Annotated in this window: 13 protein-coding genes; 7 read left to right on the top strand and 6 right to left on the bottom strand. The window is 72.5% G+C overall.

Annotated features, from left to right (window positions below):
* Positions 1-99: 99 nt before the first annotated feature.
* From O4J56_RS22620 to O4J56_RS22610, 3 genes are all read right to left on the bottom strand, one after another.
* On the bottom strand, positions 100-1,107 hold the full coding sequence (locus O4J56_RS22620) for an aminoglycoside phosphotransferase family protein (RefSeq protein WP_270688477.1): 1,008 nt from the start codon (positions 1,105-1,107) through the stop codon (positions 100-102).
* 120 nt (positions 1,108-1,227) lie between these two features.
* Positions 1,228-1,494 carry a 30S ribosomal protein S20 gene (rpsT, locus tag O4J56_RS22615; protein ID WP_270688476.1) on the bottom strand — a complete coding sequence of 89 codons (267 nt, stop codon included), beginning with the start codon at positions 1,492-1,494 and terminating at the stop codon, positions 1,228-1,230.
* A gap of 267 nt (positions 1,495-1,761) precedes the next feature.
* The gene (locus O4J56_RS22610; protein WP_270688475.1) at positions 1,762-2,787 is read right to left on the bottom strand and encodes a hypothetical protein; all 1,026 of its coding nucleotides are present in this window, start codon (positions 2,785-2,787) and stop codon (positions 1,762-1,764) included.
* 222 nt (positions 2,788-3,009) lie between these two features.
* Here O4J56_RS22610 and lepA point away from each other — a divergent pair, with 222 nt between their 5' ends.
* On the top strand, positions 3,010-4,851 hold the full coding sequence (lepA, locus tag O4J56_RS22605) for a translation elongation factor 4 (RefSeq protein ID WP_270688474.1): 1,842 nt from the start codon (positions 3,010-3,012) through the stop codon (positions 4,849-4,851).
* 141 nt (positions 4,852-4,992) lie between these two features.
* Here the strand turns inward: lepA and O4J56_RS22600 are convergent, their stop codons facing one another.
* The gene (locus O4J56_RS22600) at positions 4,993-6,048 is read right to left on the bottom strand and encodes a LacI family DNA-binding transcriptional regulator (protein ID WP_270688472.1); all 1,056 of its coding nucleotides are present in this window, start codon (positions 6,046-6,048) and stop codon (positions 4,993-4,995) included.
* A 112-nt stretch (positions 6,049-6,160) separates the two neighbouring features.
* On the opposite strand from O4J56_RS22600, the gene O4J56_RS22595 reads away from it, so the two are divergent.
* The 6 genes from O4J56_RS22595 to O4J56_RS22570 all read left to right on the top strand — a co-directional run bounded on the left by O4J56_RS22595 (position 6,161) and on the right by O4J56_RS22570 (position 13,386).
* The gene (locus O4J56_RS22595; protein WP_270688470.1) at positions 6,161-7,825 is read left to right on the top strand and encodes a glycoside hydrolase family 13 protein; all 1,665 of its coding nucleotides are present in this window, start codon (positions 6,161-6,163) and stop codon (positions 7,823-7,825) included.
* Between the two features lie 340 nt (positions 7,826-8,165).
* Positions 8,166-9,407 (top strand): sugar ABC transporter substrate-binding protein, encoded by a 1,242-nt coding sequence (locus O4J56_RS22590; RefSeq protein WP_270688468.1) that lies wholly within the window; start codon positions 8,166-8,168, stop codon positions 9,405-9,407.
* A 4-nt stretch (positions 9,408-9,411) separates the two neighbouring features.
* Positions 9,412-11,016 (top strand): ABC transporter permease subunit, encoded by a 1,605-nt coding sequence (locus O4J56_RS22585; RefSeq protein ID WP_270688465.1) that lies wholly within the window; start codon positions 9,412-9,414, stop codon positions 11,014-11,016.
* A complete protein-coding gene (locus O4J56_RS22580) occupies positions 11,016-11,912 on the top strand; it encodes a sugar ABC transporter permease (protein ID WP_270688463.1) in 897 nt (298 codons plus the stop codon). Before O4J56_RS22585 ends, O4J56_RS22580 begins: the two co-directional genes overlap by 1 nt.
* A 201-nt stretch (positions 11,913-12,113) precedes the next feature.
* The gene (locus O4J56_RS22575; protein ID WP_270688462.1) at positions 12,114-12,704 is read left to right on the top strand and encodes a hypothetical protein; all 591 of its coding nucleotides are present in this window, start codon (positions 12,114-12,116) and stop codon (positions 12,702-12,704) included.
* A 94-nt stretch (positions 12,705-12,798) separates the two neighbouring features.
* A complete protein-coding gene (locus tag O4J56_RS22570; RefSeq protein WP_270688460.1) occupies positions 12,799-13,386 on the top strand; it encodes a dihydrofolate reductase family protein in 588 nt (195 codons plus the stop codon).
* Here O4J56_RS22570 and O4J56_RS22565 read toward each other — a convergent pair.
* Positions 13,371-13,721 carry a DUF6247 family protein gene (locus O4J56_RS22565; RefSeq protein ID WP_270688458.1) on the bottom strand — a complete coding sequence of 117 codons (351 nt, stop codon included), beginning with the start codon at positions 13,719-13,721 and terminating at the stop codon, positions 13,371-13,373. The genes O4J56_RS22570 and O4J56_RS22565 overlap by 16 nt on opposite strands.
* Before the next feature lie 121 nt (positions 13,722-13,842).
* Positions 13,843-14,643 carry a MerR family transcriptional regulator gene (locus O4J56_RS22560; RefSeq protein WP_270688457.1) on the bottom strand — a complete coding sequence of 267 codons (801 nt, stop codon included), beginning with the start codon at positions 14,641-14,643 and terminating at the stop codon, positions 13,843-13,845.
* Between the last annotated feature and the right edge of the window lie 150 nt (positions 14,644-14,793).

The raw sequence follows: 14,793 nt of genomic DNA, 5'->3' as shown, positions 1-14,793 counted from the left end.
CGACGCTACCGGGCCGCTTTTAGGGGCGCATTTCCCGAGATCAACGACGCGGGGGCGGACGTGCGCGGCTCCGGGGGGCATGCTCCCCGGGCGGTCCGTTCAGCCGTCGCGGAAGGGGACGCCGAGTTCGCCGGTCGCCAGGGTCCTCAGCCACGCCGCCATGCTCGCGTCGCGTGCCCGCTCGACCTGCGGGCGCAGTTCGGGGAACACCCGCCCCCACGCCATCGCCCTCGACACCGGGCCCAGCCGCAGCGCCGCCTGTGCCTCCTCGCGCAGCTCGGCCATCGACCCGCGGTCGCTCCACGGCTCCAGGTAGGCGTCGCGCAGCCGCTCCAGCTCCGCAGGGGCGGCGCCGTACTCGGAGGCGGCGAACCGCAGGGGCACCAGCAGGCTGGTGAACGGGTGCGCCACCGACGCATCCCCCCAGTCCATGAACCGGTAGCCGCCCTCCAGCAGGAACACGTTGCCCATGTTCAGGTCGGAGTGGTCCAGGGACATCGGCACCGGCGACGCGGCGAGCCGTGCCCGCATCCGCTCGAACTCCGGGCGGAACGTCTCCACGCCCTCCCGGTCGCGCCCCAGGCGCTCGGACACGCCGCGGTCGGACAGCAGCTCGTCCAGCAGCGTCCCCAGCCGCCGCGGCCGCAGGTCGGGCACGCCCAGCGCGAGCATGTCCCGCACCCTCAGCGCCAGCACCCGCTGCAGCTGGGCGTAGGCCCTCAGGACCGACTCCCACAGCCCCAGGTCCCGCGGGCGCCCCAGCAGGTCCACCAGCGGCGGCCCGCCGTCGGGCAGCAGCGCCCACCCGCGCTTGGCGTCCACCGCGACGGGGGTGAGCACCCGCCCGGGGGCCCACGCATGCAGCGCCCCGGCCAGCGCCGCCTCGAAGTCGGCGCCCGGCGCCCCCGCCTTGAACCAGACGGTGCCCAGCGAGGTGGCGAACCGCGCCGTGGTCGACCAGGGCCGTACCCGCACCCGCGGGGGCACCGGCAGCAGGGCCCCGCCGCGCTCGGCGATCCGGCCCTCCACCCACGCGGTCACCTCGCTCCGCGGCCCCGGGTCCTCCCAGAGGGACAGCCGGAGCGCGGCGTAGTCGACACCGTCCACGACGACCACGCTAGATCAGGAGCCGCCCCGCGTCCCGGGTCCGGGCGGAGACACGGCGAAGCGGGCCGCCCCCGTACCGGGGACGGCCCGCCCGCGCCCGGTACGAGCCGGGCGTACTGCCTACTTCTGGAGCTGCTCCAGGCGCTTGGCGATGGCGCTCTTGCGGTTCGCGGCCTGGTTCTTGTGGATGATGCCCTTGCTGGTCGCCTTGTCCAGCTGGCGGGCGGCGGCGCGCTGCAGGACGACGGCCTGCTCCACGTTCCCGGCCTCGGCGGCCTCGCGGAACCGGCGGATGGCCGTCTTCAGGGACGACTTGACCGCGCGGTTGCGCAGACGAGCCTTCTCGTTCTGCCGGATGCGCTTCTTCTGCGACTTGATGTTCGCCATGCGAAAACGTGCTCCAGTGAAATTTCGGGTGGTGGGATCCGGACGCGCGGCCCCTACCGCGGGCAGCCGTTCCGCGGTGGGCCGGGCGTGGACCGGCACCGGGTGTATGAGACCGAAGGGCTCAATCGAACGTGGAACGTCCGAGACACGGACTTCCATTATGCATCCGCAGGGGGAGTGCTTCCGCCGTGCCGGGCGGGGGACACGTCACGCCGGAGCGGTCCCCCGTCGGAGCGGCCCCCATGCGGGAACGGGGCTCCCGGCCGCTCAGCCGGAGGGCTCCACCCACTCGGACATGTACGCGTCCCACTCCTCGTCCGAGGCCGTGTCGAGCAGGTACAGGGCGACCCCGGTGTCCCTGTCGCGCATCCGCGGCGCACCCGCCTTGGTCATGCCGATCCGCACGGCCTCCAGCGCCGTGGCGGCGTCCTCGCTCCCGCTCTCGGGCCCCCACTCCCCGCCCTCATAGGACGGGATGCCGAAGCGCACCGCCGTGTCCTCGGCCCTGTCGTCGTCCAGCGCCTCGGCGGCCTCCTCGACCTGGCGCACCATGTACCCCCCGTACATCGAACCGACGGGCATCCCCGAACCGTGCCCCGGGATGACGACGACGTCCGTGTGCTCGGCGACGCGCCGCAGGTACCCCTTGGACCAGTACCGCTCACCCCTGTCGATCGCGAAGTAGGGCACCCGCAGGCCCGGCACCAGCTCCACCGGGAGCGCCTGCACCGACAGCACCGCGTCGTCCCCCATCTCCTCCCCGACCGCCTTCAGCAGCGCGGGGTAGGAGGGGTCGTTCACCGACACCGGCGCCACGTCCAGGTGCACGCCCGCGAACCCGGCCTCGGCCATGCCTCCCGCGGCGGCCGCCAGCTCCTCGCGCCCCTGCTCGTCGAAGCGGTCCTCGACCAGGGACGACCCGTCCGCCCGGTGCCGCAGCCACGCCAGCACCCGCACGTCGGGCAGCTCCTCATCGGCCCACGCCAGGAACGCCGCCGCCTCCTCGGAGCCGCCCGCGCCCTCCACCGTGCCGTCCGCACCGATCGTCCCGGCGAGCACGTACAGCTCGCCGATGCCCGCCCGCTCCACGCGGGCCTTGAGCGCGTCCCGGTCGTCCTGCCCGCGCTCCCCGGCCAGCCACTCCCCGGACAGCCAGGCGGCGTCCCCGCCGGCCCCCGCCGCCCAGTCGGCCTTGTCCCCGGAGAACCGCATCCCCAGCAGCGCCCCGGCGGCCACCACGACGACCAGCAGCGCGGCCACACCCGCCGCGACGCGCTTCAGCAGCCACTTCACCGAATGTCTCCCGTTCTCCCGCCGTCGCATAGCCTGTGACCCGTACGCCCGGGGACACGGCCCGCCCCTGACGCCCGGAGGCCCGCCGCGGCCCCGACCGCCGGTGGACATGGGATCATGGAGGGCGGTACCCGCGCAGCAGGCCCGCTCACGCGCCCGCGCGCACCCCCGAGGCCGCGGCCCATCACGACCGACCACGACGACGAAGGCGAACGGAGCACGGTGGCACAGCCGAAACGGACCGATCCCGCGCTGATCCGCAACTTCTGCATCATCGCGCACATCGACCATGGCAAGTCGACGCTGGCCGACCGCATGCTCCAGTTGTCCGGCATCGTCGAGGACCGGCAGATGCGCGCCCAGTACCTGGACCGCATGGACATCGAGCGCGAGCGCGGCATCACCATCAAGTCGCAGGCGGTGCGCCTGCCCTTCACCGCGCTCGACGACGCCACCTATGTGCTGAACCTGATCGACACCCCCGGGCACGTCGACTTCAGCTACGAGGTCTCCCGCTCGCTGGCCGCCTGCGAGGGCGCCATCCTGCTCGTCGACGCCGCCCAGGGCATCGAGGCGCAGACCCTGGCCAACCTGTACATGGCCCTGGAGAACGACCTCGCGATCATCCCGGTCCTGAACAAGATCGACCTGCCGGCCGCCCAGCCGGAGAAGTACGCCGAGGAGCTCGCCGGGATCATCGGCTGTGAGCCCTCCGACGTGCTCAAGGTCAGCGCCAAGACCGGCGAGGGCGTCGAGGAGCTCCTCAACGAGCTGGTGCGCCAGGTCCCCGCCCCGGTGGGCGTGGCCGACGCCCCCGCGCGCGCGATGATCTTCGACTCGGTCTACGACACCTACCGCGGCGTGGTCACCTACGTGCGCGTCGTGGACGGCGAGCTGAGCACCCGTGAGCGCATCGAGATGATGTCGACCGGCGCCACCCACGAGATGCTGGAGGTCGGCGTCATCTCGCCCGAGCCCACCAAGGTCGACGGCCTGGGCGTGGGCGAGGTCGGCTACATCATCACCGGTGTGAAGGACGTCCGCCAGTCCAAGGTCGGCGACACCATCACCTCGGCCGCCAAGGGCGCGACCGAGATGCTCCCCGGCTACCAGGACGCCAAGCCGATGGTGTTCTCCGGGCTCTACCCGATCGAGGGCACCGACTACCCGGTGCTGCGCGACGCCCTGGAGAAGCTCCAGCTCAACGACGCCGCGCTGGCGTTCGAGCCGGAGACCTCGGCCGCCCTCGGCTTCGGCTTCCGCTGCGGCTTCCTGGGGCTGCTGCACCTGGAGATCACCCGCGCGCGCCTGGAGCGCGAGTTCGACCTGGCGCTCATCTCCACCGCGCCCAACGTCGTCTACCGGGTGGTCATGGAGGACGGCACCGAGCACACGGTGACCAACCCCAGCGAGTTCCCCGAGGGCAAGATCGACCAGGTCTTCGAGCCCGTCGTCAAGGCGACGCTGCTCTCGCCGTCCGACTACGTGGGCGCCATCATGGAGCTGTGCCAGGGACGGCGCGGCAACCTGCTCGGCATGGACTACCTGTCCGAGGACCGGGTGGAGATGCGCTACACCCTGCCCCTGGCCGAGATCGTGTTCGACTTCTTCGACCAGCTCAAGTCCCGCACCAAGGGGTACGCCTCGCTGGACTACGACACCTCCGGGGAGCAGGCCTCCGACCTGGTCAAGGTCGACATCCTGCTCCAGGGCGAGACGGTCGACGCCTTCTCGGCGATCGTGCACCGCGACCACGCCTACGCCTACGGCACCGAGATGACCAAGAAGCTGCGCGAGCTGATCCCGCGGCAGCAGTACGAGGTTCCGGTGCAGGCGGCCATCGGCTCCCGGGTGATCGCCCGCGAGAACATCCGCGCGATCCGCAAGGACGTGCTCTCCAAGTGCTACGGCGGCGACATCAGCCGTAAGCGCAAGCTGCTGGAGAAGCAGAAGGAGGGCAAGAAGCGCATGAAGATGGTGGGCCGCGTCGAGGTCCCCCAGGAGGCGTTCATCTCCGCGCTGTCCACCGGCTCGGAGCCCAAGGAGGACGCGAAGAAGAAGTAGCCCCGCCCGCCGGGTCCCGCACCGGACCGGGGGAGGGGGCCGACGGCCGCCGGCGCGCTGGGCGCGGGCGGCCGTCCGCTTGCCGAGGGGCGTGGCCCGCGCGGCTCGGGGCCGGGAGGCGCGTGGCGGGGCGCCCGGCGGTCAGGTGCGCGCGCCGGGGCCTGCGGTGGCCGCCTCCGCGCGCGCGGGCTCCGTGCTCGGGGGCACCGCGGTCGAGGCCCGCACGACCAGTTCGGGGTCGAACAGGTACTCGTCGTGGGAGACGGGGTGCCCGTTGATGGCGTCGGTCAGGCTGCGCACCGACGCGTGCGCCATGGCCTTGACCGGCTGGCGCACCGTGGTCAGCGGCGGGTCGGTGAACGCGATGAGCTGGGAGTCGTCGAAGCCGACCGCGGAGAAGTCCCGCGGCACCGACAGCCCGCGCTGGCGGGCCGCGCGGATCGCTCCCAGCGCCATCAGGTCGGACCCGCAGACCAGGGCGGTCGCCCCTTCGCGCAGCAGGCGCACGGCCGCCGCGTACCCGCCCTCGACGCCGTACTGGGCCAGCGTCACGAGCCGTTCGGGGTCGAGCCCGTGCCGCAGCATGGCCGCGCGGTAGCCCTCCCTGCGGCGCTGCACCGGGACGAAGCGCTCGGGGCCGCTGGCGAAGCCGATGCGGGTGTGGCCGAGGGTGGCCAGGTGGTCCACGGCCAGCCGGGCGGCCTCGTGCTCGTCGCAGGAGACGAACGCCGCCGGGACGTCCTGCGCGTACCCGTTGACCAGCACGATCGGCAGGCCCTGGCTGGTCAGGCGCCGGTAGCGGTCGTGGTCGGCGGTGGTGTCGGCGTGCAGCCCGGACACGAAGATGATGCCGGCGACGTTGCGCTCCAGCAGCATCTCCACATACTCGTCCTCGGTGTTGCCGCCGGGCGTCTGGGTGCCCAGCACGGGCGTGTACCCGTGCTGGCCGAGGACCTTCTCCACCTCTTGGGCGAACATCGGGAAGACCGGGTTGTCCAGCTCGGGCACGACCATGCCGACCAGCCCGGCCGACCGCTTGCGCAGCCGTGCGGGGCGCTCGTACCCCAGCACGTCCAGCGCGGTCAGCACCGCCCGCCGGGTCTCGGCCCCCACCCCCGGCTTGTCGTTGAGCACGCGGGACACGGTCGCCTCACTGACGCCCGCGTGCCGGGCGATGTCGGTCAGTCGTGGAGCCATGGGCAGCACTCTAATGCAGAACTCCCGGCAATCCTCCGCAAGATTTGGGTAATATTGCGCAAGCTCTTGCAGAGCCTCAGGAACACCCGGGTGATCGTGGAGGTACCCCCGCATGCCGCAGTCCCCTGCGTCCCAGGCACTCCGTGCGCCGGAGGAGGGCACCGGAGCCCGCGCCGACTGGTGGCGCGACGCTTCCATCTACCAGATCTACGTCCGCAGCTTCGCCGACTCCGACGGCGACGGTGACGGCGACCTGCGCGGAGTCCGGCAGCGCCTGCCCGAGCTGGCCGCGCTCGGGGTGGACGCCGTGTGGCTCACCCCCTTCTACGTCTCCCCGCTGGCCGACGGGGGCTACGACGTGGCCGACTACCGCGACGTCGACCCGCGCTTCGGCACGCTGGAGGACTTCGACGCCATGCTCGAGGCCGCCCACGGCCTGGGGCTGCGCGTGATCGTCGACGTCGTCCCCAACCACACCTCCTCGGCGCACCGCTGGTTCGCCGAGGCCGTGGAGGCCGGGCCGGGCTCGCCCGAGCGCGCGCGCTACATCTTCCGCCCCGGCAGGGGCCCCGACGGGGAGCGGCCGCCGAACAACTGGCGGTCCATCTTCGGCGGCCCGGCCTGGACGCGCCTGAAGCGCCCCGACGGCACCCCCGAGGAGTGGTACCTGCACCTCTTCGCCCCGGAACAGCCCGACCTGGACTGGTCCAACGCCGAGGTGCGCGCCGAGTTCGAGGACGTGCTGCGCTTCTGGCTGGACCGGGGCGTGGACGGGTTCCGCATCGACGTCGCGCACGGGATGGTCAAGGACCCCGCGCTGCCCGACATCGACGACGACGCCAAGCCGGACCTGCTGGACGGCTCCACCCGGCTGCCCTACTTCGACCAGGACGGCGTGCACGAGATCTACCGCGACTGGCGGCGGATCATCGACTCCTACCCCGGCGAGCGCGCGCTCGTGGCCGAGGCCTGGGTGGAGGACTCCGAGAGGGTGGCGCGCTACGTGCGCCCCGACGAGCTGCACCAGGCCTTCAACTTCGAGTACCTGGGGGCGGGGTGGGACGCGCAGGAGGTCGCGCGGGTCATCGACGCGACCCTGGAGGCCAACGGGAGGGTCGGGGCGCCCACCACGTGGGTGCTGTCGAACCACGACGTGACGCGCCACCGCACGCGCTTCGGCGGGCCCGAGGGCGGGCTCAGGCGCGCGCGGGCGGCCGCGATGCTCACCCTGGCCCTGCCCGGCTCGGCCTACCTCTACCAGGGGGAGGAGCTGGGGCTGCCCGAGGTGACGGACCTGCCCGAGGAGGCGCTGCAGGACCCGACCTGGGAGCGCTCGGGGCGCACCGAGCGCGGCCGCGACGGCTGCAGGGTGCCGCTGCCCTGGGAGGGCGGCCGCGCCCCGTACGGCTTCGGGCCGGACGGCAGTGAGCCGTGGCTCCCGGTCCCGCCCGAGTGGGCAGGGCTGAGCCGGGAGGCGCAGCACGCGGACCCGGGGTCGGTGCTGGCGCTGTACACCGAGGCGCTGCGGCTGCGGCGCGGCCTGGTGGCCGAGTCCCCCGGCGACCTCGGGCTGGAGTGGGAGCGCTCGGCCAGGGGCGTGCTGCGGTTCCGCCGCGGGGACCGCTTCGCCTGCGCGGTGAACATGTCGAGCGCCCCGGCCGAGCTGGACGGCGTCGGCGAGGTGCTGCTGGCGGGCGGCGCCGTGGAGCACCGGGACGGGGCCGTGGTGCTCCCGCCGGACACCGCGGTCTGGTTCGTGCCGCAGGCCGCGGCCTAGCAGGGGGTCCCTTCCGAGGGAGGCGGCGGGCGCCACCTCCCTCGTCGGCGTGCCCGAGGGGCGGCGGTCCGCGGGAGGGCCGCCGCGGTGGTCGGCGCTGCAAGAGCGAACGCAAGACCTCGGCAGGGTTTCAGGGATGTTTCCGGATTGTGATGGAAAATGCCTGCAATTTCTTGCAAGGTTTGCGGAAGGTAGGGGGACCGGCGCGACGGGCCCGCTCCGCTCGCGCCGCCGGCCCCCGCGGGGACGGCCCCGCCGCCCCGCCGAACGGCGCCCCCGCCGTCCACCACCCCCGACCGCCGCTGCCAGGCGGAAGCGGCCGAGACGAGGAGAACCCCCGATGAGACCGAGAACCGCCGCACCGCGCGCTCTCGCCGGAGCCGCCGCCCTCGCCCTCGCGGCGACGGCCTGCTCCGGCTCCGACGAGCCCTCCGGCGAGGCCGCGGGCGGCCTGGTCATCTGGGCCGACCCCGAGCGCACCGACGTCCTCCAGCCCTTCGCCGAGGAGTTCGGGGAGGCCAACGGCGTCCGCGTCGAGGTGCAGTCGCTGCCCGTCGACGACATCCAGGGCGACTTCGTCACCGCCCACGAGGCCGGGTCCGGCCCGGACATCCTCGTCGGCGCCCACGACTGGATCGGCAACCTGGTGCAGAACGGCTCCATCGACCCCGTCCAGCTCCCCGGGGACGCCGCCGAGCGGTTCGACGAGGGCGCCATCGACGCCGTCACCTACCAGGGCCAGCTCTACGGCGTCCCCTACGCCATGGAGTCCCTCATGCTGGTCCGCAACACCGAGCTGGCCCCCGAGGCGCCCGCCACCGTCGAGGAGATGGTGGAGACCGGCACGGCCCTCAAGGAGGACGGCGAGGTGAAGGAGGTCCTCGGCCTCCAGGTCAGCCAGACCGGTGACCCCTTCCACCTGCAGCCCTTCTACAGCTCGGCCGGCGGCTACCTGTTCGGCACCGACGACGAGGGCGACCCCGACCCCTCCGACCTGGGCGTGGGCACCGACGCCTCGGTCGAGGCCATGGAGAAGGTCGCCGAGCTGGGCGAGGACGGCGACGGCGCGCTCAAGCGCTCCATCGACGCCGACAACGTCAACGCCCTCTTCGAGCGCGGCGAGACCCCCTACTTCGTCACTGGGCCCTGGTCCCTGGCCGGGATCAAGGACGCGGGCGTCGACTACGCGATCTCCCCGGTCCCCGGGTTCGAGGGGATGGACGAGGCGCGGCCCTTCCTGGGCGTGCAGAGCTTCTTCGTCGCCTCCGGCGGCGAGAACAAGGTGCTGGCCGAGGAGTTCATCGTCAACAACGTGGCCCAGCCCGAGCTGGCCACCGCGCTGTACGAGGCCGACCCGCGCCCGCCCGCGCTGCTGGAGGTCTTCGAGGCCGCCGAGGCCGACGACCCCGACCTGTCGGCGATGATGGAGGCCGCCGAGCAGGCCGAGCCCATGCCCGCCATCCCGGAGATGAGCGCGATCTGGGACCCGTTCGGCAAGGCGCAGGCGGCCGTCATCGGCGGCGAGGACCCGGCCGGCGCCGTGTCCTCCGCCGAGAAGGCCATCTCCGAGCAGATCGGCTGACCCGGTGGCGAGGCAGAGCGGCGGGGCGGGCGCCCCCAAGGCGCCCGCCCCCCTCCCCGGAGCGCGCCTGGCCCCGCGCGGCGGCACCGCCGGGCACCTGGTCAAGGCGGCGCTGCTGGCCGTGTCGGTCGGGGTCGCGGTGTGGGCCGCGATCCCGCTGGCCCAGGCCGGGAACTGGATCGGGCTGGCCGCCGTGGCGGCGGTCACCGCCCTGGTCTTCTGGATCTACCTGTCCAAGCGGCACATCCCCGCCAAGTACCTGCTGCCCGGCGTCCTGCTGCTGATCGCCTTCCAGGTGGTGCCGGTGCTGTACACGATCGGCACCTCGGTCACCAACTACGGCGACGGCCACCGGGGCACCAAGGAGCAGGCGATCGCGCAGATCGAAGCGGCGTCGGTGGCCCAGGACGAGGGGGCGGGCGACTACGTGCTCACCCTCGCGGCGCGCGGCGACGCCGCCACCGGCGAGCTGGTCTTCCTGCTGACCGGCGACGACGGCCGGGTCCTCGCCGGGGACGCCGACGGCCTGGAGCCGGTGCCGGACGCGAGCACCGGACCCACCGGAAAGGTCACCGCGGCGGACGGGTACACGCTGCTCACCGCCGCCGAGGCGGGCGAGCGCAGCGAGGAGATCTCGGAGATGGCGGTGCCCGCCCAGGAGGGCACCGGCATCCGCGCCAGCGGGCTTTCGGCCGCCTACGAGGGCCGGGCGACGCGCGTCTACGACGCCGGGTGCGACTGCGTCACCGACACCTCCACCGGCGAGGTGTACACCGCCGACGACGAGCGCGGGGCGTTCTACAGCGAGGACGGCCGACGGCTCTCCCAGGGGTGGCGGGTCGGCGTCGGCGCGGACAACTACGCGCGCGTGGTGACCGACCCCGGCATCGCCTCCTCGTTCTTCTCCATTCTGGGGTGGAACGTGGTGTTCGCGGCCGGGACCACGCTCGGAGTGTTCGTGCTCGGCCTGTCCGTGGCGCTGGCGATGCACACCCGCCGGCCGCTGCGCGGCAGGACCGCCTACCGGCTGCTGCTGGTGCTGCCGTACGCGATGCCCGCGTTCGCGATGATGCTGCTGTGGCGGGACATGTTCAACGCCGACTTCGGGCTCATCAACCGGATGCTCGGCACGGACGTGGACTGGCTGGGCGGCACCTCCACCGCGCGCGCGGCGGCGCTGACCATCAACATCTGGCTCGGGTTCCCGTACATGTTCCTCATCGCCACAGGGGCGCTGCAGGCCATCCCCCGGGAGCTGGTCCAGGCGGCGCGCATCGACGGCGCCGGGGCCTGGCAGGCGTTCCGCAACGTCACCCTGCCCCTGCTGATGGTGGCGATGGCGCCGGTGCTGATCGCGACGTTCGCGTTCAACTTCAACAACTTCAACGCGATCTGGCTGACGACCGAGGGCGGGCCGTTCCCGTCCGACAGCCCCATGGCGGGGACGACGGACCTGCTGATCACCTACACGTACCGGCTGGCGTTCGGCGGGCAGAGCGCGCAGTACGGCTACGCCGCGGCGATCTCGGTGTTCATCTTCCTCATCGTCACCCTGATCTCCTATCTCAGTCTGCGCAGGAGCGCGGCGCTGGAAGAGGTGAACCGCTGATGGCGCAGACGACGACGGAGCGGCGGATACAGCGGCCGGTGCGGCGCCGGGCGTCCCGCCGCACCTTCGGCCACCTGTGGCGGCACCTGTTCCTGCTGGCGATGACCGCCTTCGCGGTCTTCCCGGTGCTGTTCGTGGTGTCGGCGGCCCTGAACCCGCTGGGCACGCTCAGCACGGCGCAGCTGGTGCCGACCGGGGTGAGCACGGGCAACTTCGCGCAATTGCTGACGGAGACCCGCTTCCCCCGGTGGTACCTGAACTCGCTGGTGCTGGCGGTGTCGAACGCGGCGGCGACGGTGTTCCTGTCGGCGCTCGCGGCCTACGTGTTCAGCCGCTTCCGCTTCCGGGGGCGCCGGGCCGGGCTGTACGGGCTGCTGATCATCCAGATGTTCCCGCAGTTCCTGGCGATCGTGGCGATCTACCTGATGTTCTCGGCCGTCACCGACCTGCGGCCCGAGGTCGGGTTCGACACCCACTGGGGGCTGCTGCTCGTCTACATGGGCGGCGCGCTGAGCATCAACACGTGGCTGATGAAGGGCTTCTTCGACACCCTGCCGGTCGAACTCGACGAGGCCGCCCGGGTGGACGGGGCCACGCACGCCCAGATGTTCTTCCGCATCCTGGTGCCGCTGGTGACACCGGTGCTGGCGATCGTGGGGCTGCTGGTGTTCATCTCCACGGTGAACGAGTTCATCATGGCGAGCGTGTTCCTGCGCGACCCGGACTCCCAGACGGTGGCGCTGGGGCTGGCGGCGATGGTCGCCGACCAGAGGGACAGCAACTTCGGCATGTTCGCGGCGGGGACGCTGCTGCTGGCGGTCCCGGTGCTGGCGGTGTTCTGGTACCTGCAGCGCTTCATCGCCGAGGGCCTGACGGCGGGAGCCGTGAAGGGCTGAGCAGCGGGAGGAGGCCCCGCCCGGGAGAAGGGGGCGGGGCCTCCTCCGCGCCGGGGCCGCCGGGCCGGGGAACGCCGGCAGGCGCGGCCCTTGGGGCGGGGCGGTGGGGGAACCGGCGGCGGCCGAGACGCGTCGGACATATGCTCCCGCCAGGATCCACTCCGACGCCCCCCGTCCCGGAGGCCCCTCATGATCCCCTTCGTGAACGTCAACCCCCTGGTCATCGGTTCGGTCGACAACTCGGAGGAGTTGTTCGGCGGCTTGGCCTACGAGCTGCGCGACACCAAGGGCACGGTGCTGGCCCGAGTCCACGAGGACCTCGGCGAATCGGCCGGAAAGCGGCTCGTGCGCGCGTTCGCGCGCAGCATGATGAACACCCGGACGCTGGTCGTGGACTCCCCGGACGGCGAGAGGCTGCTGGTGCTGGAGGAGGAGCGCACCCGCACGAAGTCCCGGACGTCGGTGAGCACGCCCTCGGGCGACCTGATCGGCACCGTCACGCGCACCGACAGGTCGGCCCTGCAGCGCAGGTTCACCGTGCACGACGCCTCCCACCGCAAGCTGGCGTCGCTCGGGATCAACGGCTTCAAAACGGGGTGGGAGGGCTGCACGGTCCAGGGGCCGGGGAAGAGGTCCTTGGCGCGGATCGCGGTCACGGGCCGCCGGAACTCGGCGCTGAAGTACTTCGCCGACTTCACGGTCCGGCAGAAGGTGAGGCTGGCCGACCCGCTTCCGCTGCTGCTGCGCGTGGCCCCGATGCCGCTGGACTACGCCGAGACCGTGGACCGCTGACCCGGCGCCGCCGATGGGAGCGGGCGATGAGTTCTGTGCGCCGGAAGGGTCGTAGGGGGTACGACGTCACGAGCGGCAGCGGAAGGGCCACACCATGGGCAAGGTCATCGCGATCGAGCACTTGAGCCTCGACGGGGTCATGCAGTCCCCGGGCAGCGCCGACGAGGACCCCCGGGACGGGTTCGACCTGGGAGGGTGGGCCGCCCAGCGCGGGCAGGACCCGCGGCTCCAGGGGGCCATGGGGGAGTACATGTCCGGGGAGTGGTCGCTCCTCCTCGGGCGCAGGACCTACGTCCAGTTCGCCGGGTTCTGGCCCAAGCTGGGAGACAACCCGTTCAGCAAGGCCCTGACGGAGGCGCAGAAGTACGTCGTGTCGTCGACGCTGACCGAGCCGCTGCCGTGGGAGAACTCCGAACTGGTCACCGGGGACGTCGCTGAGTCCGTCGCTGCCCTGAAGGAACGCGTGGAGGGCAACCTGGTGACGATGGGCAGCGGAGACGTGGTGCGCGCGCTGCTGCCGCACCGCCTGGTCGACGTGCTGCTGCTGGCCGTCCACCAGGTCGTGCTGGGGTCGGGCCGCCGCCTGTTCCCGGAATCGGGCCCAGGCCCGGAGAACCTGCGCCTGCTGGACAACACGACGACGGACAGCGGCGTGATCGTGTCCACCTACGCGCCGGAATGAGGCGGGAGGTGTGAGGCCGCGGCGAGGATCTGAGAGATCTCGGCGGCGGCCTCACGGCGCTCCGCCCGGTCCTCGCTGTGGGCCACGATGTACTCGCACCGGCGCATCCGGGCGAGGCGCTCCGGGTGCCTGGCGACGGCCACCCATGTCCACCAGTGCTCGATGAAGTGTCGGCCGGGGAGGAGGCTCCGCTCGTCGCGCATCTTGTCGGCCGTCTCAGCCCAATGCGAATCGAACGTCGCGAGGGCGTCCGGCGCGAGGCGGATGACAGCGTTCCTCAGGGCCTCCGGCGTCTTCTCAGGTAAGCCGGCCACTGGAGCGCCGTCCGTGGTCAACGGGCCCTTCATCGACGGTTCCCTCCCTGGAGGCCTTTAGGGGCGTCGGCTCACGCGGAGCGTATCGAAGGGTCCCCTTCGACACGTGGCTCCCGGTGGGAGAGAGGCTGCCGGGATGTGTTCATTGATCGGGGGCGTGCCCCGGCGTCGCAGTGATCCCCTCGGGGAGGGGCCCTGGGGCGGGTGGTGTGGCTAGGTAGGCGTCCAGTTCGCGGGCTCCTGCGAGCATTGCCCTGCTGCGGGCGGTGATCCTCGTCCTCCACTCGTCGAGGGTCGCCTCCAGGGCCGACGGGTCGCCCGCGCCGCGCAGGCGGTCCAGGAAGTCCCGGATCCTCGCCAGCGGGAATCCTCCCCGGCGCAGCTCCCGCGCCGCGTGGGCGTCGCGGGCCGCCTCGGGGGAGTACACCCTGTACCCGGTCGCCCGGTCGCGTTCGGGGCGCAGCAGTCCCACGCGTTCCCACTTGCGCAGCGTCGCCGGATGAAGGCCGAGCCGGTGGGCCAGCGCCCCGACGGTCAGCGGCTCACCGGTGGCGAGGGCGGCGCCTTCCCGGCCCACAGGGTGCGACGGCTCGGGCGGGGAGGAGAGCAGCGCCTCAAGCGCGTCCGCCACCTCGTCCAGGGTCTCCCTTTCGCGCAGGAGCGCCGCGTGCGCCCGGTCGATGATCCGGAACATCGTCTCTTCCTCGCCGCGGTTGGCCGCGTTCAGCACCTCGGTCGCCGTCCGGTGGCCGAAGCCCTGCCGCAGGGCGAGGAAGGCCCGGAGGGCCTGGGCGTGCGCGGCGCCGTACCGCCGGTACCCGTTCGCGCCGCGCTCGGCGGGCGGCAGGATGCCCTGCTCCTCGTAGTTGCGCACGGCCTGGGCGGACAGCCCGTGCTCGCCGGCGAGGTCGGCCGGGCGGAGTGCGGCGCGGCGGGGTGGCATGGTCCTCCGGTTGAAGGTTTTCGCGCGGTTCACAGGGACTGTCGGGTCTAAGTCTCAACCGATCGTTCAAGGATACGGTCGAAGGTGTTCAGGCTGCACAGAGGGCGCGGACGGCGGACTCGTGTGCGGAACACACCTGCGTGGGAGAGG

The organism is Nocardiopsis endophytica, from assembly GCF_027706725.1.
Classification (GTDB): Bacteria; Actinomycetota; Actinomycetes; order Streptosporangiales; family Streptosporangiaceae; genus Nocardiopsis_A; species Nocardiopsis_A endophytica.
The sequence above is the reverse complement of the archived record's forward strand: the minus strand, read 5'-3'. Positions and strand labels throughout refer to the sequence as shown.

Coding starts and splice junctions, on each gene's coding strand:
- rpsT (WP_270688476.1), bottom strand. CDS start 1,494: ATGGCGAACATCAAGTCGCAGAAGAAGCGCATCCGGCAGAACGAGAAG.
- O4J56_RS22600 (WP_270688472.1), bottom strand. CDS start 6,048: ATGGCTCCACGACTGACCGACATCGCCCGGCACGCGGGCGTCAGTGAG.
- O4J56_RS22595 (WP_270688470.1), top strand. CDS start 6,161: ATGCCGCAGTCCCCTGCGTCCCAGGCACTCCGTGCGCCGGAGGAGGGC.
- O4J56_RS22590 (WP_270688468.1), top strand. CDS start 8,166: ATGAGACCGAGAACCGCCGCACCGCGCGCTCTCGCCGGAGCCGCCGCC.
- O4J56_RS22580 (WP_270688463.1), top strand. CDS start 11,016: ATGGCGCAGACGACGACGGAGCGGCGGATACAGCGGCCGGTGCGGCGC.
- O4J56_RS22570 (WP_270688460.1), top strand. CDS start 12,799: ATGGGCAAGGTCATCGCGATCGAGCACTTGAGCCTCGACGGGGTCATG.
- O4J56_RS22560 (WP_270688457.1), bottom strand. CDS start 14,643: ATGCCACCCCGCCGCGCCGCACTCCGCCCGGCCGACCTCGCCGGCGAG.